22 protein-coding genes are annotated in these 21,563 nt (G+C 67.5%); 10 read left to right on the forward strand and 12 right to left on the reverse strand.

What is annotated here, in order from left to right:
- Window positions 1–28 precede the first annotated feature (28 nt).
- The 3 genes from MSZK_RS32475 to MSZK_RS23240 form a co-directional block, all read right to left on the reverse strand.
- On the reverse strand, window positions 29–202 hold the full coding sequence (locus MSZK_RS32475) for a hypothetical protein (RefSeq protein WP_158230637.1): 174 nt from the start codon (window positions 200–202) through the stop codon (window positions 29–31).
- Between the two features lie 149 nt (window positions 203–351).
- On the reverse strand, window positions 352–999 hold the full coding sequence (locus MSZK_RS23235) for a helix-turn-helix domain-containing protein (protein ID WP_099250902.1): 648 nt from the start codon (window positions 997–999) through the stop codon (window positions 352–354).
- Entirely contained in the window at window positions 999–2,294 is a 1,296-nt protein-coding gene (locus MSZK_RS23240) for an acyl-CoA dehydrogenase family protein (protein WP_099250903.1), read from the reverse strand. Before MSZK_RS23240 ends, MSZK_RS23235 begins: the two co-directional genes overlap by 1 nt.
- A 110-nt stretch (window positions 2,295–2,404) precedes the next feature.
- Between MSZK_RS23240 and MSZK_RS23245 the strand changes: the two genes are divergently transcribed.
- From MSZK_RS23245 to MSZK_RS23265, 5 genes are read left to right on the forward strand one after another with little or no spacing between them, the layout of a single operon-like run.
- The gene (locus MSZK_RS23245) at window positions 2,405–3,241 is read left to right on the forward strand and encodes a magnesium transporter MgtE N-terminal domain-containing protein (RefSeq protein WP_099250953.1); all 837 of its coding nucleotides are present in this window, start codon (window positions 2,405–2,407) and stop codon (window positions 3,239–3,241) included.
- On the forward strand, window positions 3,238–4,476 hold the full coding sequence (locus MSZK_RS23250) for an NRAMP family divalent metal transporter (protein WP_099250904.1): 1,239 nt from the start codon (window positions 3,238–3,240) through the stop codon (window positions 4,474–4,476). The genes MSZK_RS23245 and MSZK_RS23250 overlap by 4 nt, the downstream gene beginning before the upstream one ends.
- Before the next feature lie 17 nt (window positions 4,477–4,493).
- Window positions 4,494–5,288, forward strand: coding sequence for an enoyl-CoA hydratase-related protein (locus tag MSZK_RS23255; protein ID WP_099250905.1), 795 nt, complete (start codon window positions 4,494–4,496; stop codon window positions 5,286–5,288).
- The gene (locus MSZK_RS23260; RefSeq protein WP_099250906.1) at window positions 5,285–6,178 is read left to right on the forward strand and encodes an SDR family NAD(P)-dependent oxidoreductase; all 894 of its coding nucleotides are present in this window, start codon (window positions 5,285–5,287) and stop codon (window positions 6,176–6,178) included. The genes MSZK_RS23255 and MSZK_RS23260 overlap by 4 nt, the downstream gene beginning before the upstream one ends.
- Window positions 6,179–6,187: 9 nt before the next feature.
- Window positions 6,188–6,793, forward strand: a complete 606-nt coding sequence (locus MSZK_RS23265; RefSeq protein WP_199203450.1) for a GNAT family N-acetyltransferase — start codon at window positions 6,188–6,190, stop codon at window positions 6,791–6,793.
- Between the two features lie 45 nt (window positions 6,794–6,838).
- On the opposite strand, the gene MSZK_RS23270 is transcribed toward MSZK_RS23265, so the two are convergent.
- On the reverse strand, window positions 6,839–7,738 hold the full coding sequence (locus MSZK_RS23270; RefSeq protein WP_099250908.1) for a LysR family transcriptional regulator: 900 nt from the start codon (window positions 7,736–7,738) through the stop codon (window positions 6,839–6,841).
- 117 nt (window positions 7,739–7,855) lie between these two features.
- On the opposite strand from MSZK_RS23270, the gene MSZK_RS23275 reads away from it, so the two are divergent.
- Window positions 7,856–8,914, forward strand: coding sequence for a surface layer protein (locus MSZK_RS23275; RefSeq protein ID WP_099250909.1), 1,059 nt, complete (start codon window positions 7,856–7,858; stop codon window positions 8,912–8,914).
- A gap of 42 nt (window positions 8,915–8,956) precedes the next feature.
- Window positions 8,957–9,715: a 2-keto-4-pentenoate hydratase gene (locus tag MSZK_RS23280; RefSeq protein WP_099250910.1), complete on the forward strand. Its 759-nt coding sequence runs from the start codon at window positions 8,957–8,959 to the stop codon at window positions 9,713–9,715.
- Window positions 9,716–9,946: 231 nt separating this feature from the next.
- Here the strand turns inward: MSZK_RS23280 and glgX are convergent, their stop codons facing one another.
- From glgX to MSZK_RS23305, 5 genes are all read right to left on the reverse strand, one after another.
- On the reverse strand, window positions 9,947–12,079 hold the full coding sequence (gene glgX, locus MSZK_RS23285) for a glycogen debranching protein GlgX (RefSeq protein WP_099250911.1): 2,133 nt from the start codon (window positions 12,077–12,079) through the stop codon (window positions 9,947–9,949).
- 86 nt (window positions 12,080–12,165) lie between these two features.
- Complete coding sequence (locus tag MSZK_RS23290; RefSeq protein ID WP_099250912.1) at window positions 12,166–12,606, reverse strand: hypothetical protein; 441 nt, start codon at window positions 12,604–12,606, stop codon at window positions 12,166–12,168.
- Window positions 12,596–13,246, reverse strand: coding sequence for a pyrimidine reductase family protein (locus tag MSZK_RS23295; protein WP_233211478.1), 651 nt, complete (start codon window positions 13,244–13,246; stop codon window positions 12,596–12,598). Before MSZK_RS23295 ends, MSZK_RS23290 begins: the two co-directional genes overlap by 11 nt.
- Window positions 13,247–13,302: 56 nt before the next feature.
- Window positions 13,303–13,977, reverse strand: a complete 675-nt coding sequence (locus MSZK_RS23300) for an HAD family hydrolase (protein WP_099250914.1) — start codon at window positions 13,975–13,977, stop codon at window positions 13,303–13,305.
- A 48-nt stretch (window positions 13,978–14,025) separates the two neighbouring features.
- Window positions 14,026–14,745 carry a TetR family transcriptional regulator gene (locus tag MSZK_RS23305; protein ID WP_099250954.1) on the reverse strand — a complete coding sequence of 240 codons (720 nt, stop codon included), beginning with the start codon at window positions 14,743–14,745 and terminating at the stop codon, window positions 14,026–14,028.
- A gap of 70 nt (window positions 14,746–14,815) precedes the next feature.
- On the opposite strand from MSZK_RS23305, the gene MSZK_RS23310 reads away from it, so the two are divergent.
- Both MSZK_RS23310 and MSZK_RS23315 read left to right on the forward strand, forming a co-directional pair.
- Window positions 14,816–15,862, forward strand: a complete 1,047-nt coding sequence (locus tag MSZK_RS23310) for a ferredoxin reductase (RefSeq protein WP_199203451.1) — start codon at window positions 14,816–14,818, stop codon at window positions 15,860–15,862.
- Window positions 15,863–15,879: 17 nt separating this feature from the next.
- On the forward strand, window positions 15,880–16,977 hold the full coding sequence (locus tag MSZK_RS23315) for an acyl-CoA desaturase (protein WP_099250915.1): 1,098 nt from the start codon (window positions 15,880–15,882) through the stop codon (window positions 16,975–16,977).
- Here the strand turns inward: MSZK_RS23315 and MSZK_RS23320 are convergent, their stop codons facing one another.
- Complete coding sequence (locus tag MSZK_RS23320) at window positions 16,978–18,759, reverse strand: glycosyltransferase family 39 protein (RefSeq protein ID WP_099250956.1); 1,782 nt, start codon at window positions 18,757–18,759, stop codon at window positions 16,978–16,980.
- A gap of 189 nt (window positions 18,760–18,948) precedes the next feature.
- Here MSZK_RS23320 and MSZK_RS23325 point away from each other — a divergent pair, with 189 nt between their 5' ends.
- Entirely contained in the window at window positions 18,949–19,674 is a 726-nt protein-coding gene (locus tag MSZK_RS23325) for a hypothetical protein (RefSeq protein WP_199203452.1), read from the forward strand.
- A gap of 25 nt (window positions 19,675–19,699) precedes the next feature.
- On the opposite strand, the gene MSZK_RS23330 is transcribed toward MSZK_RS23325, so the two are convergent.
- Window positions 19,700–20,113 (reverse strand): hypothetical protein, encoded by a 414-nt coding sequence (locus MSZK_RS23330; RefSeq protein ID WP_233211477.1) that lies wholly within the window; start codon window positions 20,111–20,113, stop codon window positions 19,700–19,702.
- Window positions 20,114–20,157: 44 nt separating this feature from the next.
- The gene (locus tag MSZK_RS23335) at window positions 20,158–21,516 is read right to left on the reverse strand and encodes an NlpC/P60 family protein (RefSeq protein ID WP_142389988.1); all 1,359 of its coding nucleotides are present in this window, start codon (window positions 21,514–21,516) and stop codon (window positions 20,158–20,160) included.
- Window positions 21,517–21,563 lie beyond the last annotated feature (47 nt).

Raw genomic sequence — 21,563 nt, forward strand, 5'->3', positions numbered from 1 at the left:
CGTGCTCGGATGCGTCGCCCCGGTGTCGTCAATAGCCCCTACGCGGAGCTACCGTCGACCCCGTCGCCGCGACGATGGCGGGTCCGCAGACGGCGTCGACGTCCCCCATGCCGTCCGCCTGCACCATGCCCGCGGCGGCGAGTCCCGCTGCGCCGACCATCTCGGCGGCAACGCTGCGAAGAGAAGAAAGCGTGTGCGCCATTGCTTGCTCCTTGTGCCGTATGTTGCACAAGAGGCTGCCAGTGGCGCCCGATTAAAACCAGGCTTAACTGGGATAATACGTCGAACAAACGACGGAGATGTCGACCGAACGGTCGACGGTGGGTGTCCCTCGAAGGTCCGCTGGACCGGTCAAGATCGGATAGTCCGGGACCGTCGCGCTTGCCGTTCCCGTGCCAGCGTGCGGGTCTCGTCCGACAGCGGCGCGGCCAGCAGTGCGGCGACGGAGTCGACGAGATGGCTGGTGAACAACCGGTCGTCCGCGTGCGGGGCGGTTGCCGCGCGGCGACCGAGCTCGATCGCCGCGTACACCAGCGCGCCGAACCGCGGGTGCAGCGTGACAGCCACCGGATCGAACATCGGTTCCAGCATCCGGCGCCAGCGCTGCAGGCTGGCCGAATGCCCGGTGAAATCGAACGCGGGGACCGCCCGGTTCAACAGGTCGGCGTGGATCCTCAAAAACGCCGGACCGCCGTCGGTGTCGGCGAGCTTGGCAGCCAACGGGCGGACCAGGGCCGAGGCCATCGACCGCATGGAGGGCGTGGCCTCGGCCTCGATGGCGTCCAGGAGGGCGTCGCGGCGGGCGTCGACGAGTGGCAGGTGCTTGGCGGCGACCGCGGCCAGCATTCCGGCCCGGTCGGTGAAGTGGTACTGGACCGCCATCACGTTGCGCGCGCCTGCCTCGCGGGCGATCTCGCGCAGGCTGACGGCGTCGACCCCCCGCTCGGCGAACAACCGCTCGGCAGTGGCCACCAGGTTCGCCGAGGTGTCGGCGGCCATCAGAGCTCGGCGACCTCGTGTTCGAGCAGTTCGGCCAGCTTCGCCTGGGCGGCCGCGCGCCGGGTGGGGATGTGCTGGGACGGGAAGAGGGTGTCGACGGGCTCGTATTCCTTGAGGGTGCGCCGGGCCACGGTCAGTTTGTGCACCTCGGTCGGGCCGTCGGCGATAGCCAGCGACTCGGCGGCCACCATCATCTTCACGAACGGCATCTCGTCGGAAACCCCCAGTGCGCCATGCAGATGCATGGCCCGTTGGACGACATCGTGCAGGACCTGCGGCATGGTCACCTTGACCGCGGCGATATCGCGGCGCACCCGCTGATAGTCGTGGTACTTGTCGATCTTCCACGCGGTGCGCAAGACCAGGAGCCGGAACTGCTCGATCTGGATCCAGCTGTCGGCGATCTTCTCCTGGGTCATCTGGTAGTCGCCCAGCGGCCCGCGGCGGGTCTGGCGGGACACCGCCCGTTCGCACGTCATGTCGAAAGCCTTGCGGGCCAGTGCGATTGTCCGCATCGCATGGTGAACCCGCCCGCCGCCGAGGCGGGTCTGGGCAATTGCGAACGCCTGGCCCTCACCTCCGAGCACGTGGTCGGCGGGTACCCGTACGTCGTTGTAGCGGATGTAACCGTGCCCGGCGCGATCATCGGACTCGCCACCGACACCGACGTTGCGGACGATCTCGATGCCGGGTGTCTCGGCCGGCACGATGAACAGCGACATCTTCTGGTGCGTACGGGCTTCCGGGTTCGTCACCACCATGACGATGAAGAACGACGCGTTGCGTGCGTTGGAGGAGAACCATTTCTCGCCGTTGATCACCCACTCATCGCCGTCGCGCTCGGCGTGGGTGGTGAACAACCCGGGGTCCGACCCACCGTGCGGTTCGGTCATCGAGTAACACGAGGAGATCTCGCCGTCCAGCAGTGGTTGCAGGTAGCGCTGCTTCTGCTCCTCGGTGCCGAACATCGCCAGAATCTCGGCATTGCCCGAATCGGGCGCTTGGGATCCGAAAACCGAGGGCGCCCAACGGGACCGACCCACGATCTCGTTCAGCAGGGCCAGCTTCACCTGCCCGTAGCCCTGGCCGCCGAGTTCGGGGCCGAGATGTGCCGCCCACAGCCCTTGGTCGCGGACCTGCTGCTGAAGCGGACGCAGCACTCGCAGCACCTCGGGGTTGGTCTTCTCATAGGGGTCCAGCGGTGCGAAGTCCAATGGTTCGAGCTCGTCGCGCATGAACTCTTCGACCCAGTCGAGTTTCTTCTGGTATTCGGGGTCGGTTTCGAAGTCCCACATGGTGTCGTCCTCGGGTCGGCGGCGTTAAGGCGCCGCGATCATAACTTCATGCATCTGCATTAATCAACGACTCCCGGCCATCGCCTCCGGTGATCAGGCATGCTTCCACCGTGCTGTTGCTCAGCCGGGTCACCGGTCAAGACGTGCGGGGACCCGACGGGCAGGTGGTCGGCCGGTTGACCGATCTCACCGTCAGCCTCGCGCAGCAGTCGGGGCAACACCGGGTCGAGCGGGTGCTCGTCACTCGCCGGCACGGCGGCCCGCTGCTGGTGCCGTGGGGGCCGGTGGCCAGATTCGAGCGCAATCAGATCGTGCTCGCCGCCATCACCGCCGAGCACGCGCCGGTGGCGCTGTCCGAGCACGAGATCCTGCTGGGCCGAGACGTGCTGGACACCCAGGTGATCGACGTGGTCGGCCAGCGGCTGGCCCGCGTCGCCGACGTGGTGCTGGCCCGCACCCGGGTCGGTGACATCGAGCTGGTGGGGGTGGAGGTCGGGTTCGGCGCCGTGCTGCGCCGGCTTTCACTGGGCAGGTTCGCCCCACGGTGGGGCAGAGACGTCATCGCCTGGTCCGACGTACACCTGACCTCCGAACGCGGTCACGCCGTGCAGCTCTCCAGCCCGCGCGCCGCTGTGCACCACCTCGACGCACGCGCGCTGGCCGCACTGGTCAGCCGTCTCGACACCGAGTCGGCCACCGAGGTGCTGGCCGTGCGCGGGCCGGGCGTTGCCGCCGACGTCGTCCGCGCCGCACACCCGGCGGTCGGCGAACGCATGCTGCGTGCCATGCCCGGCTCCGAGGCGGCCCGGATCGTCGCCGCGATGCCCGAAGAGCACGCCAGCCGCTGGCGCAACCGGCTCGAGCAGGCGCCGGCCCTGCTCGGGCGCCGCTTCCTACGGTCACGCGTGTGGCCCCGGCGGCGCCACAACACAGGACCGTCGTCGTGACCGCTCCCCGGCGCACCGCCACGAAGTTCGGCGCCCTGCTGGCCGTCTTGGGCCCCGGGCTGCTCGCCGGGCTGTCCGACGACGATCCGGCCGGCATCACCACCTACTCGGTGCTCGGCGCCGACCACGGCTACCAGTTGTTGTGGGTGTTGCTGCTGTCCACCGTGGCGCTCATCGTGTTCCACAGCCTGGCAGCACGGATGGGGGTGGTCACCGGTCAGGGCTTGATCGGGTTGGTCCGCCAGCGCTACGGGGTGTCGGTGGGCGCTGCCGTGCTGGCCGCGCTGGTGGTGGCCAACATCGGCACGACCTGCGCCGAATTCGCCGGCATCGCAGCGGGATTCGAGCTGTTCGGGGTCAGCCGCTACATCAGCGTGCCGGTCGCCGCGATGGCGGTGTCGCTGTTGGTTCTGCGCGGCAGCTTCCATCGCGTCGAGCGGTTGCTCCTGGTGCTGTCCACGGTGTTCCTGGCCTACATCGCCTCGGGATTCCTCGCCAAACCGGACTGGGGCGCGGCGCTGCACGGCACCTTCGTGCCGACCATGCCGATGACCGGCTCCGCGATCGCGATCGTCACCGCCACCCTGGGCACGACGCTGGCCCCGTGGGGGCTGTCGTTCATGCAGTCCTACGCCGTCGACAAGAAGTTGCGCACCGAGGACTTGCCGCTGGAGCGGGTGGACGTCATCACCGGAGCCGTGCTGACCGGGGTCATCGGGTTCTTCGTCGTGGTGGCCTGTGCGGCCACACTGCACCGCGACGGGCGCAGCATCGCCGATGCAGCCGACGCGGCGATCGCGCTGCAGCCACTGGCGGGTGAGGCGGCGGCCAAGCTCTTCGGAATCGGTTTGATCGGCGCTGCCTTTCTGGCCGCGTCGATCCTGCCGTTGTCGACGGCCTACTCGGTCTGCGAATACGCCGGAGTGGAAGCCGCCATCGACGATCCGTACCGGGATGCCCGGGTGTTCTACCTGACCTACGGGATCGTCACCATGATCGGGGCTGTCGTTGTGCTCGCACCCAATGCGCCGCTGGTGCCGATCCTGGTCGGTACCCAGGTGCTCAATGCGGTCCTGCTGGTGCCGCTGATGTTCGCGATGATCGGCCTCGGCCGCGACCGTGACCTGATGGGCCGGTTCGCGATCGGCCGCACCGGACTGGTCGGCTACAGCGTGACGACCATCGTGGTGGTCCTGTGCGTACTGGCGCTTGGTGTCACGACAGTGATCGGGTGAGCAGAAAGGATCGCGGTGTGACGACAACTGTTCGCCTGGAGGTCGACTCCTCTGGCGTCGCGCTGATCACGCTCGACGGCCCCGAACGCCTCAACGCGTTCTCCCCAGGTACCGCCAGTGAGCTGGGCGCGGCGTACCGCCGCTGCGACGCCGACGACGCCGTGCGGGCCGTCGTGCTCACCGGAGCGGGCCGGGCGTTCTGTGCGGGGGCGGACATGTCGGCTCAGGCCGGGGCGTTCGACAGTCCTGCCGATGGATTCAGCGCCTCACCGGTGCAGCCACCGGCCTGGCGGGTCCGCAAATTGGTGGTCGCCGCCGTCAACGGACCCGCCATCGGGATCGGGCTCACCCTGGCTCTGCAATGTGACATCCGGCTGGTGGCCGCCGACGCCAAACTGGCCATCCCTCAGGTGCGCCGCGGCATGATCGGCGACTGCGCGGTGCACTACACCCTCAAGCGCGCCGTCGGCCTGGCTGTTGCCGCCGACCTCCTGCTCACCGGGCGCACGTTCACCGGCTCCGAAGCCACGGCGCTCGGCGTCGCCAGTCGCGCCCTGCCGTCCGGCGAGGTCCTGCCCGCAGCCCTGGACCTGGCCCGCGACGTCGCGGTCAACGCCAACCCCGCGTCGCTGGCCTACAGCAAGCGACTGCTGTGGACCGACCTGGGTGCCGAGGAGGTGGCCGCCGAGGAGACTACGGTGCACCTGAAACTGATGGGCGGCCCGGACGCGATCGAAGGGCCGGCCGCCTGGCGGGAGAACCGGCCACCGGTGTGGCGGTCCCGCGCCGGCCAGACGGGAGATCCTGCATGACAGAGACCACGACCAAGACCACCGCCGAGGTTCTCGACGGTGTCGACCTGACCGGTCGCACCGTCGTCATCACCGGTGCCTCCTCGGGGTTGGGGTTGCAGACCGCCCGGGCGATGCAGTCGGCCGGAGCGCAGATCGTGGCCGCGGTGCGTGATCTGGACAAGACGCGCGCGGCGATCGACTGCGAGATGGTGGCGCTCGAACTCGGCGACCTGCGCTCGGCGGCCACCGCGGCCGAGACGATCGCCGACAGTCATGAGCGCATCGATGTGCTGATCAACAACGCCGGCGTGATGGCGCCGCCGCTGACCCGCACCGCACAGGGGTACGAACTTCAGCTCGGCGCCAACCATCTCGGACACTTCGTGTTCACCACCGGACTGGCCGAGCGCTTCGCGGCCGGCACCCGCATCGTCAACCTCAGCAGCCGCGGGCACCTGTACAGCGGCATCCGGTGGGACGACCCCAACTACGACGACGAGACCAGCTACGACAAGTGGCAGGCCTACGGCCAGAGCAAGACCGCCAACGTGTTGTTCGCCGTCGAGGCCGAACGGCGCTGGGGGCCACGCGGCGTGCATTCGTTTGCCGTCCATCCGGGCGTGGTCGTCACCGAGCTGGCCCGACACATGACCCGCGACGACTACAGCGGGCGGCTGGCCAACCTCGACGTGACCGACGTCGACCACGGCGCGGCGACCACGGTGTGGGCTGCCACCAGCACCGACCTCGACGGGCGCGGGGGGCTCTACCTCGAGGACTGCCGCATCGCCGACCCGTTCGCCGAAGGCGTGGTCGGCGGGTACGCACCGTGGGCGGTGGACCCCGAGCAGGCGGTGCGACTGTGGGACTGGTCGCAGCGACAGGCCGACCTTAATTTGGGTGACTAACCTGCAGTGGTGGTCATCGACGTCCGTCCAGCCCGCAAGGCCGACATCCCTGCGCTGGCACGGGTGCTGGGCCGGGCGTTCCAAAACGACCCGGTCATGTCGTGGGTGCAGCCCGACGCCGAGCGCCGGCAGGCCGCCCTGCCGGGACTGTTCGGCGCGCTGACCCGCCACCACTTTCTGGCCGGCCGCGGCACCGAGGTCGCGGTGTCCGACGACGGGGTGGCCGCCGGCGCACTGTGGGATCCCCCAGGCCGGTGGATGCAGTCACCCCGTGAGCAGCTGGCCATGCTGCCCGGTGTGATCCGCGCGTTTCGGGGTCGGCTCGCCGCGGGCCGCGCGGTCACCGACTTGATGAAGGCCCACCATCCCGAGGAACCGCACTGGTACCTCGCGGTCATCGGCAGCGATCCGATGGTGCGTGGGGGCGGGTTCGGCCACGCGCTGATGCGCTCCCGGCTGGACCGCTGCGACGCCGAATATGCCCCGGCCTATCTGGAATCCAGCAACCCGGACAACATCCCGTACTACCAGCGGTTCGGTTTCGAGGTGACCGGGGAGATCGTGCTGCCCGACGGCGGACCGTCGCTGTGGCCGATGTGGCGTGCCCCGAGGTGACCGCCGCGGCTGGTTAGCCTGGGTATCTCGGTGAGACTGCCGCCGTCAGTCCGAACCGGCCGCGAGTATCGATTCGAACGTGGTGGCGACGTGCTGGCGAAACCATCGGTGAGCCGCGTCGTCCTCGGTTCGGGGATGCCAGGCGATCCCGATCTCGAGCGGCGGCAGGTCGAGTGGAATGGCGAAGGTGCGCATGCCGAGGCTCTCGATGGTGGAAGCCCAGTGCGCGGTGGTCAACGCGACGAGGTCAGTGGAACCGGCAAGCAGCAGGGCGCTGGTGTGGTTGGACACGACGATCCGCACCCGTCGGCGTAGCCCGTGGGCGGCCAGGGCTGTGTCGATCGGGCCGTGCGCCCTGCCGCGTCGGGAGGTGCCGATGTGTTCCGCGGCAGCGAAGCGGTCCACGCTGATCTCGGCAGCGAACAGCGGATTGCCGGCACGGGCGACACCCAGCAGTTCGGTTCGGGTCAGCGAGCGGTGGTGGGTCTCCGGATCGAGGTGGCCCAGGACGCCGAGTTCGAGGTCCACGTCTCCCCGCCGGAGTCCGGTGTCTTCCAACGCTTCCGACACGAAGATCACGTCGACCCCCGGCGCCTGCTGGCTCAAACGCTGCAGCAGCGGTGCGGCCACACTCGACACGAACAGGTCAGCCGATTGAACGGTGAACGCCCGGCGTAGCGAGGACGGGTCGAATTGTGCACCCGGGCGCAGGATTTCGTCAGCTTCAGCGAGGAGGCCGCTGAGCCTCTGGCGCATGTCCACCGCGCGCTGGGTGGGCACCAGCCCCTGTCCTGCCCGCACCAGAAGGGGGTCACCTGCCTGTCGGCGCAATTGGGCCAGCGCCCTGCTCACCGCTGGAGGCGAGGTGCCCAGGCGTTCGGCGGCGCGCGTCACGCTGCTCTCCTGAAGCAGCACATCGAGCACCCGAAGCAGGTTGAGATCCATCGCCCACCATTCTTATCGGCAGAGGCAATTATTAGTTCTCAATACTTGCATTGTTTGTTATGGGTCGGCGGCGAAGGCTTGACGAAGCCCCAGAAACTCGCACAGAGGAGCACACCCGTGAACGATGACTCACCCCGCGCCGGCCGTGATGGTGACGTCCTGGCCGTCGTCAGCCAGAGCGGACCGACGGTGACCTTCTTCGACGCCGCAACCGACGGACCCCTCGGGGTGCTCGACCTGCTGGCCGAACCCCACGAACTGTGTTTCGACGCAACGCATCGGCAGCTGTGGTGCACCAACACCTACCACTCCGGCTACTATCACGCCAACCAGGGCCGACGCACCCAGCTGACCGTCATCGACCCCGACGAGCGTCGCATCGTCGACGTGGTTGATCTGGCTCCCGAGCACGCCCCGCACGGCCTGGCCCTCGACAGCACCCGCAACCGCCTCTACGTCAGTGTCGAGGGGGACGCGGATCGGCCCGGCGGGGTCGTCGTGATCGATACCGTGACGCGAAAAGTGCTCGGCCGCATGAGCACTGGCGCCCCGGGTCCCCACTGGTTCGTCATCGACGCCACCGGGAGGAAGGGGTTCGCGACCAACAAGGAGGCCCCCTTCGTGTCGATCCTGGATCTGGCCACCGAAGAGCTCGTCACGGTTGACGTCCCCGGCAGTGAAGGCCTCGCCGTCTCGCCCGATGGCAGCGAGATCTACGTGGCCGCGCCATACGGCTCGTTCACGGCAAGCGGATCACAGAGCTTGCCGACCAATGGAATCCGTGTCATCGATACCGAAAGCGCCCGAGTGGTCGACGTGCTGGCGACCGAACATGTGGTGTTTCCGGTCTGCCTGACCGGTGATGGCGTACTGCTGGCTGCCGAGCTTCGGATGACCCCCGGCGGACCGTCGGCGCTGGGCAGCCACCTGCCGGGACGCTTGAACGCATTCGACACCGCCACTCGCCAGCGCATCGCGACGGTCGAACTGACGGGCCGATTTCCGCTCACCATGACTGCATCCCCTGACGGCCGACTCGGCTATGTCGCCGCGGTGACGTCCTCCACGGTTGACATCGTCGACCTGCGTCGGTGGGAGGTCCTCAATTCGCTGGCCATCGCCAAGCGCGGCGAACCGGGCGCTCATGGACTCGCCTACATTCCCCGGCCGAACTGACCGGCATGCGGCTGACCTGCTACTTCCGCGCGGAGAATCACTGTGGAGTTTGACGACATCGCGCACCGGCTCGATACCGCGCGCGCTCGGCGCACAGCGGTGACCCCGTTCAGCGACACCGCGCCAGACTTCGACGTTGGCGCGGGATACCACGTTCAGCGCCGCCGCCGCGCCGGCCGTGCCCTCGCCGGCTGGAAACTGGCCCTGACCTCACGCGCCAAGCAGCGTCAAGTGGGCCTCGACGCAGCGATGTACGGGTTCCTCGGCAGGGATGACGCCCTCGCTCCGGGACAGGCGCTGAACGTCGGATCGCTGATCGCGCCGCGAGTCGAGCCCGAACTGGTCTTCATCATGGGCGACGACATTGCCGGCCCTGGTATCACCGGGGCACAGGTACTCGCGGCCACCGCCGAAGTGGCGGCCGGTATCGAGGTCATCGACTCCCGGTATCTCGACTACCGCTTTTCCCCGGGCGATCTTGCCGCCGACAATGCCTCGGCCGCAAACTTTCTCATCGGTCCGGGCCGGCCACCGCAGGACCTGGAACTTCCCGTGCTGGGAGTTGTGCTGGCCAAGAACGGGGAACTGGTCGACACCGCGACCGGTGCAGCGGTGATGGGACACCCGGCGGCTGCCGTGGCGTGGTTGGTGCGCCGACTGCACACCCAGGAAGGGCTGGGCCTGCGGCGCGGACAGATCGTGTTTTCGGGCGGGCTGACCGGCGCTGTACCGGTCGGGGCCGCGGACACCGTCACTGCGGAATTCGCCCACCTCGGCCGCCTCACCCTCGACTGCCGATGATCCACACCGATCGGACACCCGGGGCCCGCGGTGGCGGCGGTGCTTCCTGGCCGTTTGCTGAGGGCCCAGAGAAACTTGCCTTCGAGTTGGCGAAAAGTGCGCATCGCACGTTCCCGATTGTGATAATCGGCCCAGGGGTGGCGCGGGCCATGGCGGGTCCTCCGGAGGGGAGGGGATCGGCCATGGCCCGCCATTTATGCAGTATGCAGCCCATTTGTGGGGCTCAATGCGCTACTCGGTCGCGCGCAGTACCAGCATGGCGCGCGATTCCAGTCGCACCGGCGCGGCCGCCTTCACCACCGCGGCGTCCTCGATCTCGCCCGGTCCCGCAGCGGTGTCCACGACAGGTTGCCAAGCCTTACCGAACTCCGCTGGGGGAAGGGTGAACTCGATGGGCTCGTGGTGGGCGTTGAAGCAGAGCACGAAGGAGTCGTCGCTCACCCGCTGGCCGCGGGTGTCCAGGTCCGGGATGCCGTGGCCGTTGAGATAGACCGCCACCGACTTGCCGAAGCCGGAGTCCCAGTCCTCGTCGTTCATCTCCGAGCCGTCCGGGCGGAACCAGGTGATGTCCGGCAGCCCCTCGCTGCCGCGTTGCCGGACCGGCCTGCCGTTGAAGAACCGCCGTCGGCGGAAGGCCGGATGGTTGGCCCGCAACACCGACACCGACGCGGTGAACTCCAGCAGGGCGGTGTCCGCGCTGGCCCAGTCGATCCAGGTGATCTCGTTGTCCTGGCAGTAGCCGTTGTTGTTGCCGCCCTGGGTGCGCCCGAGTTCGTCACCGTGCGAGATCATCGGCACGCCCTGGGACAGGATCGTGGTGGCGATCAGGTTGCGCTGCTGGCGGGTTCTCAGCGCGTTGATCTCCGGATCATCGGTGGGGCCCTCGACGCCGCAGTTCCACGACTTGTTGTTGCTCTCGCCGTCGTTGTTGTCCTCGCCGTTGTCCTCGTTGTGTTTCTCGTTGTAGGACACCAGGTCCCGCAGCGTGAATCCATCGTGGGCGGTGACGAAGTTGATCGACGCCACCGGCCGGCGCGCGGTGTGCTCGTAGAGGTCGGCCGAGCCGGTCAACCGGTAGGCGAACTCGCCGAGGGTGGCGTCTTCACCTCGCCAGAAGTCGCGGACGGTGTCGCGGAACTTGCCGTTCCACTCGGTCCACTGCGGCGGGAAGTTGCCCACCTGGTAGCCGCCGGGGCCGACGTCCCACGGCTCGGCGATCAGCTTTACCTGACTGACCGTCGGATCCTGTTGAACCAGTTCGAAAAACGCGCTCAGCCGGTCGACATCGTAGAACTCGCGGGCCAGCGTGGAGGCGAGGTCGAAGCGGAAACCGTCCACGTGCATCTCGGTCACCCAGTACCGAAGTGAATCCATGATCAGTTGCAGCGAATGCGGGTGTCCGACATTGAGGCTGTTGCCCGTGCCGGTGTAGTCCATGTAGTACTGCTTGTCGTCGTCGACGAGTCGGTAGTAGGCGGCATTGTCGATACCGCGGAAGCTCAGCGTGGGGCCCATGTGGTTGCCTTCAGCGGTGTGGTTGTAGACCACGTCGAGGATCACCTCGATGCCGGCTTCGTGCAGCGAGCGCACCATCGCCTTGAATTCCTGCACCTGTCCACCGGGCGTGGTGCTGGCTGAGTACTTGCTGTCCGGGGCGAAGAACCCGATGGTGTTGTAGCCCCAATAGTTCGACAGGCCCTTGTCGATCAGGGTGGAGTCGTTGGCGAAGTGGTGCACCGGCATCAGCTCGATCGCGGTGGCACCGATCGACTTCAGGTGGTCGATGATCGCCGGATGTGCGATGGCGGAATAGGTTCCGCGAATGGCGTCGGGGATGTCGGGGTGGGTCTGGGTCAACCCTTTGACGTGTGCCTCGTAGATGACGCTGTCGGCGTACTCGCGTTGCGGAGGACGATCGACGCCCCAGTCGAAATACGGGTTGATGACCACCGATTTCGGCATGCTGGCGGCCGAGTCGTCGTCGTTGCGGCTGTCGGGGTCGCCGAAGTTGTAGCCGAACAGTGACTGATCCCAGTCGAAGTGACCGTCGATCGCCTTGGCGTAGGGATCCAGCAGCAGCTTGTTGGGGTTGCAGCGATGGCCCTGCCCGGGATCGTGCGGTCCGTGTATGCGATAGCCATAGCGCTGGCCGGGTTCGACGCCGGGCACGTACCCGTGCCAGACGAAACCATCCACTTCGGGCAGGACGATGCGGGTTTCGTTCCCGTCCTCATCGAACAGGCAGAGTTCGACTCGCTCGGCCACCTCGGAGAACACGCCGAAGTTGGTGCCGTAGCCGTCGTAGGAGGCGCCCAGCGGATAGGCCTTGCCGGGCCATACCTCGGGTGCGGCGGCGTTGGTCACGTAGGGCTCCTTGGATTGACGGGCTGGACTCTGCCGGGTACCCAGTAATCGCCGGCGTCAAATCACCCGTGAGCCGGTTGTGAGAGTCATGACAATTCGGCTGCCGGAGTTGCTTCGTGGCCGGGTCGGCCGGCGGTTCGGCGCCGCTGTTTCATCTCCGCCTCATACACGTGCCGGGCACCGCCCATCAGCTCCTCGCGCACCTGGCGCTCGCGGTCACGCAGGGCCGACCAGTAGGTGTCGTCGAACTCCTCGACCACTTGAAACGTCCAGCGGCCGTAGAGGACGTTGCGACCCACCAGGTCAGTCTCCAGCGCCTCGGCCATGCCGGAATGACCCGCCGCGCGCAGCTTGTCGGCCGTTTCCCCGAGCAGCAGGTCGGCGTGCCCCATCAGCTGGTGAAACGAATAGAGGTGGCCGCGCGCCCGTTCGACGTATTCCAGCGCCTCGGACAGCGATCCGACCGCTTCGACGGTGTCGTCGTCGACGCCCTGGGGTCGTCGGCTGGTCAGCTCGTCACCGCTCATGCGGGGCCTCCTGGGGGCTGGATCGGATATATCGCAGGTAGACGTAGTTTTCGGCGGTCACGGCGTGGCCCAGGGCCATCCGGGTCGGTACCGTCAGCGCCGGTGCGCCGGGGCGGGCGGTGGCGGCGGTGGCCGCGAGGGTCGGCGAGATGGTCAGGCACATCTCGTCGACCAGGTCACAGGCCACCAGCTCGTCGAGCAGGGTCGGGCCACCTTCGCACAGGATCCGGCGCATACCCCTGGTCTGCAGCGCGCACACCGCGGACCGCAGGTCCACCGCGGTGTCGCCGGCGATCAGCGCATCGCCGGCCAGCTCCGGGCGCTCACGGACCAGCCGGGCGGTAGTGACCACGATGGGGCGTCGCGCGGGGTCGGCGTACAACGACGCGGGCAGGTGACCGGTGTGGGTCACCACGGCGACCGGCGGTGCGCCGTCGGCGCCCCAGCGTTCATGTCGTTCGGCCGCCTGCTCAGGGGTCAGGCGCACCGGGCCGTAGCCCTCGGCGCGCGCCGTACCCGCACCCACCAGCACCACGTCCGCGAACCCGCGCAGGGCCAGCAGCAGATTCTGGTCGGTGGTGCCTGAGAGCGGTCCCGCCACGCCGCCGAACGCTGCCGCTCCGTCCAGCGACATGATCATGTTGACCCGCACCCCGTCGGGCGGCTCGCGATAGCGGGCCACCAACTCGTCCGGCGTCACCGGTGACCTGCCAACGCCGCGATCGCGGAACTGTCGAGCTGATCGCACAGCTGTCGAGTGCCATCGAAAACCGCTGCTGCTCCGGCATTCTCGAGTTCGGCCCGGGAGAGTCCGCCGGACAGCACGGCGATACAGGCCACTCCGGCGCGCGCGCTGGCCTCGACGTCCCAGACCGTGTCGCCGATGAATACCGCCTGCCGCGCTGACACCCCGGCCTTCTTCAGTGCGACGTTGACGATGTCTGGCCGCGGCTTGGCCTCCTCGACGTCTTCGGACGAGGTGATGGCCGACACGAGGTCGTCGCACGCGAGGGTCTTGCGCAGCAGCGCTAGTTCGTTCGCCGGTGCCGAGGTTGCCAGCACCACCTGCAGGCCGAGGTCGGCCACCCGCTGTAGCAATGCGCGCGCCCCGGGCAAGGCAGTCAGCAGATCGGCGCTGTCCTCGTAGTAGCGGGTATGTAAATCCTTGAGCCGTTTCTGGATGTCGTCGTCGGCGCCGTCGGACAGCTCATCGACCAAGCCGGACCCGTCCATGCCGATACAGCGGTGGATGTGCCAGGCCTGGACCGGCAGACCGACCTCATGGAAAGCCTGCTGCCAGGCGTGGACGTGGAGGTAATTCGAGTCGACGAGGGTGCCGTCGATGTCGAAGAGAACTGCGGGCTTGGCCATGGTGAGCGGTGTACCCGGTTTTCAATCTCACGCAATATCGAGTGGTGCTCAGGGCTCGGGTACGTCGGCGGGCGGCAGGTCCTCCTCATGGACCACGGGCTCGGGCTGCCAGGCGTTGACTCCCACGGTGATCATCCGCAGCTGTTTGACCGCCGTGCGCTTGATCTCGTCGAGCGCGGCCGCGTCGTGGGCGTCCTCGATGGCCTCGGCGATGATGATCATCGAGTTGACGAACAGGCTGGCCAAGATGTTCAGGTCTTCGGTGCTCCAACTGTTCAGGCCGGGAAAGCGGGCCAGGTCGGTCGCCAACTCGGAGGTGATCAGCCGGATCTCGGTGCGGATCGCGTAACGCAGCACCGTCACGCCGCTGGACCGCTCGCGGCCGATGAACCGCCAGTGCTCACGCTGCTCGGCCACCCCGGCGACCAGGATCTCCACCGTCGATTCGATCACCCGGTTGGGGTCCAGCTTGCCGGCGCGGGCGCTGCGCAGCATCTCCCGCAAGGTGCGGAAGGACTCGTCGATGAGCACCAGACCCAGGGCGTCCATCGACTCGAAATGCCGGTAGAACGCGGCCGGCACGATTCCGGCCTCGCGGGTGACTTCGCGCAGGCTGAGGCCGCTGAAGCTGCGCTCGTCGAGCAGCTTCAGCGCGGCCGCGATGATCGCACGGCGAGTGGCCTCTTTGCGTTCCTCCCGCGACGGGGTTTCGCGCGAGCGGGACTTTCCTGAGCGCTCACGACGTGAGCTCGGCGTACGACTGTTCACTGTTGTGAACGCTACCACACTCTGGCTCGATTCCTTGACGACGTGCAGTTTCACCAGTCACGGTATACACATGTTCACTCAAATGTTGACCACGAAGGTGCTTCGCTCGCCGCTGGTCGATCTGCTCACCGGTCCGCACGGCGTCGACCGTTACACCGAGCTGGTGGACCCGACCTGGACCACCGATGCCCGGGCCAGAGTGGTCGATGTGCGCCGCTCCACCCCGCGCAGCGTCACCCTGCTCCTCGACCCCAATTCGGCAGTCACCGGCCACCGCGCCGGCCAGCACCTGAACCTGACGGTGGAGATCGACGGCCGCCGCCATACCCGCTGCTACTCACCGGCCAACGCCGAGGGGTCTTCGCTCATCGAATTGACGATCGGAGCCCACGACGGCGGCCTGGTGTCGGGCCACCTCTACCGCAACGCCCGTCCCGGCATGGTGGTCGATCTGTCCGACCCAGCCGGCGACTTCGTGCTTCCCGAGCAGCGGCCCCGCCGCATCCTGTTCGTCTCCGGCGGCAGCGGCATCACCCCGGTGATGTCGATGCTGCGCACCCTGCAGACCGAGGGTTTCGACGGCGAGATCGCCTTCGTCCACTACGCCCGCACTCCGGACGAGGCGTGCTACCGAACCGAACTCGCCGCGATGGACGTGCGGGTGCTGCACGGATACACCCGCGCGCCGGGCGGCGAGCTGGACGGCCGCTTCGGACCCGAGCACCTCGCCGTCGCGATGCCCGATCCCGACGCCGTCTACGTGTGCGGGCCGCCGGCACTGGTCGAGGCGGTGCGCGATCATTGCCCGCACGCGCTCTCGGAAAACTTCGTCCCGGCGCCCTTCGTGGTACCCGATGCGCCGTCGGGTGGACGAATCAGCTTCCGGGACAGCGGCATCGACGCCGAAGACGACGGGCGTCCGCTTCTCGACCAGGCCGAGGACGCCGGGCTGAACCCCACCAGCGGATGCCGGATGGGCATCTGCCACACCTGCACTCGCCGCAAGCATCGCGGCGCGGTGCGCAACCTGACCACCGGAACGGTCTCCACCGCCGACGAGGAGGACGTGCAGATCTGCGTGTCAGTGCCCGTCGGTGACGTCGAGATCGCGCTCTAGAGCAGAACGGGACGATCATGACCACCCAACACATCACACTGACCCGCGAGCAAGCCGACGAGTTCGGCCGGGAACTCGACGCCATCCGCGATCGAGTGATCGCCGACCTCGGCCAGACCGACGTCGACTACATCCGCCGGGTCATCAAGGCCCAGCGCGCCATGGAGATCGGCGGCCGCGCGCTGCTGATGGCCGGCATCTTCCCGCCGGCCTGGCTGGCCGGCACCGCACTGCTCGGGATCTCGAAGATCTTGGACAACATGGAGATCGGGCACAACGTCATGCACGGGCAGTACGAGTGGACCGGCGATCCGGCCCTGCGCGGGCGCACCTTCGAGTGGGACACCGCGTGCCCGGCCGACCAGTGGCGCCACTCGCACAACTACTCCCACCACACGTTCACCAACATCGTGGGCATGGACCGCGACATCGGCTACGGCATCCTGCGGATGAGCCCGGATCAGCCGTGGCGGCCCTACTTCCTGGGCAACCCGGTGTACGCCTTCCTGTTGATGGTGCTGTTCCAGTACGGAGTGGCCCTGCACGAGCTGGAAGCCGATCGCATCCGTGCCGGTGAGATCTCACTGGACGACAAGCGGGACATTCTCCGCGAGATCTGGCGCAAGACCCGCCGCCAGCTACTCAAGGACTACGTCGCTTTCCCGCTGCTGGCCGGACCGATGGCGCCGTTCGTGTTCAGCGGCAACATGACTGCCAACCTGATGCGCAACGTCTGGTCGTACATGATCATCTTCTGCGGCCACTTCCCGGACGGCACGCAGGAGTTCACGATCGAAGAGACCCGTGACGAGTCACGCGGACAATGGTATTTCCGGCAGGTCCTCGGCTCGGCCAACCTGACCGGCGGCAAGCTGTTCCACCTGTTGTCCGGCAACCTGTCTCATCAGATCGAGCACCATCTGTTCCCGGATGTGCCGGCACGGCGCTACGCCGAGATGGCTCCGCAGGTCCGCGAGGTGTGCGAGCGGTACGGCATCCCCTACAACTCGGGGCCGCTGCCCAAGCAGTTCGCGACCGTGGTGCGCAAGATCGTCAAGCTCGCCTTGCCGACCCGGCAGCGCCGTGACGCCGCCGCGCTGGCCAGCGCGGCCTGATCACTTGGGCTTGGACAGGTCGTACACGTCGGCGTCCCCGATATGGGACACCGCAAACGTGGAACTGACCCATTCGGTGATGCCGGTGTGGTTGCGATTGCCGGCGGGCCAGCCGCCCGACCTTCCCCGCCAGTCCTTTTCGACGACGTAGTAGGCAATCTGACCGGCAGACACGTCGGCCTTGAACTGGCCAAGGCTCGGCACCGGATCGCTACCGGTGAAACCGCCGATCGCCATGACCGCGGTGCCGGTGCTCAATTCAAGCGCGGCTGCCGTCGACGAACCGATCGTGGCGGCTGACCACTTCGTCTTGGCGGTGCGCAACACGTCATCCAGTTTCGGGTTGGCCTGTGTCTCTCCGAAGGCTCTCGCGCCAAGACTGTTCTCGGAACGCGGTGGCCCGACGGTGGGGCCACCACCGCGGTGTGCTGAGCCGATCGTTGCCACCGCGTAGGCGGTCGGGCCGGCCAGCACGGCCGTCAGGCCGAGTGCTGCGGCGACCACCGCGATCCGGCGCCGTCCCGGGATCGACAGTGCGAGCGCGACCGCGGCCAACACGGTGCCGGTCAGGATCGTCCACCGAAGGGCGGGAAGCCAGCTGTCGTTACGGCCCAGCACCCACCAGCTCCACACGCCGGTCACCGCGACCATTGCGGTGAGTCCCGCACGGCCGAAGGCACTCTGGCGCCGACCCCACATCTCGTGGGCGCCGATCGCGACCGTGCCGGCCACGGCCGGTGCCAGTGACAGGCAGTAGTACGGGTGCACCATGCCCTTCATGTAGCTGAGCACCAGCCCGTCGATCAGCAGCCACCCGCCGAACAGCAGCACCCCGGCGCGCACCCGGTCCGTACGCGGCGCCCGGCCCCGTGCGAGCAGCACCAGCACGATCGCCAGCAGAGCCGCCGGGATCAGCCAGCCGATCTCGAAGCCGAATTCGCCGGCGAACAATCGGCCCAGGCCTTGCGCCTGGCCACCGAAGCCGCCCAGGTGGGCCGGGCGGAGCTGATCGCCCGCCGAATTGCCGAGCGGATCGGTCCGCCCGAAGTCCAGGTGATTGCGCCCGAGAACCCGGGCAAAGCCGTTGTAGCCCAGCACCAGATTCATGAAGCTGTTGTCCGTCGACCCGGCGATGTAGGGCCGTGACGAGGTCGGCCACACCAGCGTGAGCACGACGAACCACCCCGCGGACACCGCGAATGCCGCCACCGAGCCGAGCAGCTGAACCACCCGTCGTCGCAGCGTCGTCGGAGCCGCGATCAGGTACACCAGCCCCACCGCCGGGACCACCATCAACCCCTCGAGCATCTTGGCCAGGAAGGCGAACCCCAGCGCGACGCCCGCCCAGGCCAGCCACCTACCGCTGGCCCGCTCGAGCGCGCGCACTGTGCAATACGCCGAGGCCGTCATCAAGAGCACCATCGCGGCATCGGGGTTGTTGAACCGGAACATCAAGGCCGCAACCGGGGTCAGCGCCAACGCCGCCCCGGCCAACAGCCCGGCGCGTGGACCGCAGATGCGGGTCACCGCGGCGTACAGCAGCGCCACCGTGGCCACCGCCATCAGCGCCTCCGGGATCAGCATGCTGGCGCTGCTGAACCCGAACAGCTGGCCCGACAAGCCCATCACCCACTGGGACACCGGTGGCTTGTCGACGGTGATGAAGTTGGCCGAATCCAGCGAGCCGAACAGCAACGCCTCCCAGTTCTTCGAACCGGCCAGTGCGGAGCCGGCATAGAACTGGTTGCCCATCCCGTTGACGGTGATGTTCCACAGGTACATCACGGCGGTCCCGCCGAGTAGCAGCACCAGCCCGATTCGCTCTCCTCGCGACGTCGTCACAATGGCTATTGACCCATCCGAGCCTGATCGTTTACTGGGAAGGAGCTGGTCAGCTCGTTGCGGATCTGGGACTGGACCGTTATGACCCGCTGCTCGTGCCGACCGGTCGGCTATGCCACTGTCGATGCCGTGGCCACCAGGGACATGGGGACGAGGAACGGCCGACTGGCCGCGCGGTGCGCAGCAGTCACCTCCATCGGTGCAGCGGTTATCCACTTCGTCGTGGTGCCGATGCACTGGCATGACTGGAAGCCGTCCGGGGTGTTCTTCGCCTCGATTGCGGTGTTCCAGTTGGTCTGGGGATTCCTGGTCTGGTTGCGTCCGAACACGCTGGCGTTGGTAGTTGGCGTGACAGGCAATGCAGGTGCTGTCGCGCTGTGGGTGCTGTCGCGGACCGCGGGCGTGCCGTTCGGGCCCAACGCCGGCCAGCCCGAAGATGTCGAGGCCGCCGGAATATGCGTCCTACTGCTTCAGTGCTACGTGATCATGGGGGCGATGTGGTCATTGCGCCGACGTGGTCGGGCACACGAGGTTTCGGGCCGCGTCGGGGCACTGGTGTTGTTGGGCGCCAACGCCGTGATGGTGGGCGCGGTCACGGTCGGGCTGGCTTCCAGTCTCCAGGGGAACCACCACCATGGTGGAGCGGCCGAGGCCGAGGCTGGTCCTGAGGCGGCACACCATCCGGTCGTGCACGGTCACCACCAACATGCCGAGCCGGTCGCTCCACCGGCTGCCGCCGTGGCCGAGTCGGTGCCCGAGGCGTCATCCATTCCCGCGGTGCCCAGCCCTGAAGGGCGACCGGTGACGGATATGGGTCTGATACCAGAAGGCCACCAGCACGATCACGGCGATTGACGGAGACCACCCATCTTGGCGGCGCTCAATGGGGATGATCGAAAAGCACCAGGGTGTGGGCGAGTGAACCGTCGACGAAGTAGGCGCGACAAGAGAAGTGATCCTGCATGGGAGAGCCGAATTCGTTGAGCGAGTGAACTATCCCGGTGACATCGAACACGGTGATGCGAGCGACATCGACGCCCTTGAGCGGCTCTTCGAGGGTGAGGGAGAAGAGGTCACGCCCCTCGGTATCGAGAGAACTCGACACCGTCTGAATGTCGGAGAGGCGGGCCGACGATGGCGTGATCAGCCGCTCGAGCACGTTGTCCTCGCACCGCCGCTGCGCAGACTGCTCGGCGGCCGGCTGGGAGTCTCCTGAAATCCGCAGGCGCAGCGTACCGGTCCCGATCGCGACGGCGACCACCGCCGCACCGATGACGACGAGGATGGCCGCCACTACCAGAGGGCGCCGATCGCCAGGCTGGCTGGGCATGCGGCCGCTCAATATTCAATGAGGCGGGTGGCATACGGCGCCATGCCACTGGTGCGCACGGGAGAGATCTTGACGGGTACACCGGTCTGCTGGGCCTCGAGCATCATGCCATCGCCGAGATACAGCGCTTCGTGCTGACTGGCGGCGGGGCCCCAGAAGAGGAGGTCGCCCCGGCGCATCTGCGCGACGGGGATCTTACGGCCGGCGTTGTATTGCGAGCCCGAATAGTGGGGGAGCTTGATACCAACGCCGGCGAATGCGTAGAGCATCAGTCCGGAACAATCGAATCCGACCGTGCCGGCTCCCGAATCGATGCCACGAGACGGGCCGGCCGCCGTTCCGCCGCCCCATGAATAGGGCACCCCGATTTGGGACATGGCACGCCGGATCACGTATTCGGATGCCTGCCGGCCGTTGGCGTAGGGGATCCGCCCGTTGGTGATACCCGAGTCGGCGGAAGCGGCGGCCGGCGGCAGTATGCCCGCCTGGGTGAGAAACTTTCGGCCAAGGTCGGCGGTGACTTGCGCAGATGTGAACGACACCTGCAAGACGTAGTTGATGATCGCGACCGGGTCGCCAGTGATGGTGGCGGCGGGAACGGCAGGTACGACAGTGTCCCACCCGCGGTTGACGGGGCCGAAGTCCCAGCTGGCGGCCCCGCCTGGCTTGGTGCGGGCTTGTGTCAATCGAGACGTCGCCGAATCACGCTGGGCAACAATCTGATTGACGCGCTCCTGCTGGGCGCCGAAGGCATTCTGGGCGTCGGTCAACGTTCGTGCGGCGGCCGCGAGGCTGCGTTGTTCGTCGGCGGCGGCCGCATCGGCGCTGAGCTGGGTACCGCGAGCTGTCGACTGCCGGTTGGCTTGTTGTATGCGGGCGCGTTGGAGATCGGCCAGCGCCTGGGAGAACGCGACCTGCAACGTGTGGTTCGTGCTGACCGCCGCGATGAGGTCTTGCGGGTTCGCCGCCTCGATCAGCGTGCCGGACGGCCCGTTGGTGTACGTCCTGGCGGCGAACTCGTCGAAACGCTTTTGGGCGAGCAGAATTGCCGCGCCGGCCTCATCAAGGCTTCGGCGACTGGCGGCGACCTCGTTCGCTGCCTGGGCGGCAACTTGGCGCCGGGTCTCAACCTCCGCGACCGCGCGGTTGACGTCTTCCTGGCTTCTCTGGATCTGGCCCCCAAGATCCGCGAGTTCCTGCTCGGCCTCGGCCACCTGGGCGATCAGTGCGCCAATCTCGTGAGCGTTGTCCGCCCCGGAATGGGTGGCGGCCGCCGGGGCGGCGGCTTCCACCAACAACGCCGCCACCAGCGCGCATATCGCTGTTGAACGACCGATGGCCGCCGCGACCATCGTGGATGAACGCATCGGGTGCTCCTTCGCCGGAAGGGTCGGCTCCGGGAGAATCGGCCGAC

The organism is Mycobacterium sp. shizuoka-1 (assembly GCF_002723835.1).
Taxonomy (GTDB): Bacteria; Actinomycetota; Actinomycetes; order Mycobacteriales; family Mycobacteriaceae; genus Mycobacterium.

Excerpts from the sequence above, each read along its gene's own strand:
- MSZK_RS32475 (WP_158230637.1), bottom strand. The coding sequence starts at position 202 with ATGGCGCACACGCTTTCTTCTCTTCGCAGCGTTGCCGCCGAGATGGTC.
- MSZK_RS23235 (WP_099250902.1), bottom strand. The coding sequence starts at position 999 with ATGGCCGCCGACACCTCGGCGAACCTGGTGGCCACTGCCGAGCGGTTG.
- MSZK_RS23240 (WP_099250903.1), bottom strand. The coding sequence starts at position 2,294 with ATGTGGGACTTCGAAACCGACCCCGAATACCAGAAGAAACTCGACTGG.
- MSZK_RS23260 (WP_099250906.1), top strand. The coding sequence starts at position 5,285 with ATGACAGAGACCACGACCAAGACCACCGCCGAGGTTCTCGACGGTGTC.
- MSZK_RS23270 (WP_099250908.1), bottom strand. The coding sequence starts at position 7,738 with ATGGATCTCAACCTGCTTCGGGTGCTCGATGTGCTGCTTCAGGAGAGC.
- MSZK_RS23290 (WP_099250912.1), bottom strand. The coding sequence starts at position 12,606 with ATGAGCGGTGACGAGCTGACCAGCCGACGACCCCAGGGCGTCGACGAC.
- MSZK_RS23295 (WP_233211478.1), bottom strand. The coding sequence starts at position 13,246 with ATGATCATGTCGCTGGACGGAGCGGCAGCGTTCGGCGGCGTGGCGGGA.
- MSZK_RS23300 (WP_099250914.1), bottom strand. The coding sequence starts at position 13,977 with ATGGCCAAGCCCGCAGTTCTCTTCGACATCGACGGCACCCTCGTCGAC.
- MSZK_RS23310 (WP_199203451.1), top strand. The coding sequence starts at position 14,816 with ATGTTCACTCAAATGTTGACCACGAAGGTGCTTCGCTCGCCGCTGGTC.
- MSZK_RS23315 (WP_099250915.1), top strand. The coding sequence starts at position 15,880 with ATGACCACCCAACACATCACACTGACCCGCGAGCAAGCCGACGAGTTC.
- MSZK_RS23320 (WP_099250956.1), bottom strand. The coding sequence starts at position 18,759 with ATGTACCTGTGGAACATCACCGTCAACGGGATGGGCAACCAGTTCTAT.
- MSZK_RS23335 (WP_142389988.1), bottom strand. The coding sequence starts at position 21,516 with ATGCGTTCATCCACGATGGTCGCGGCGGCCATCGGTCGTTCAACAGCG.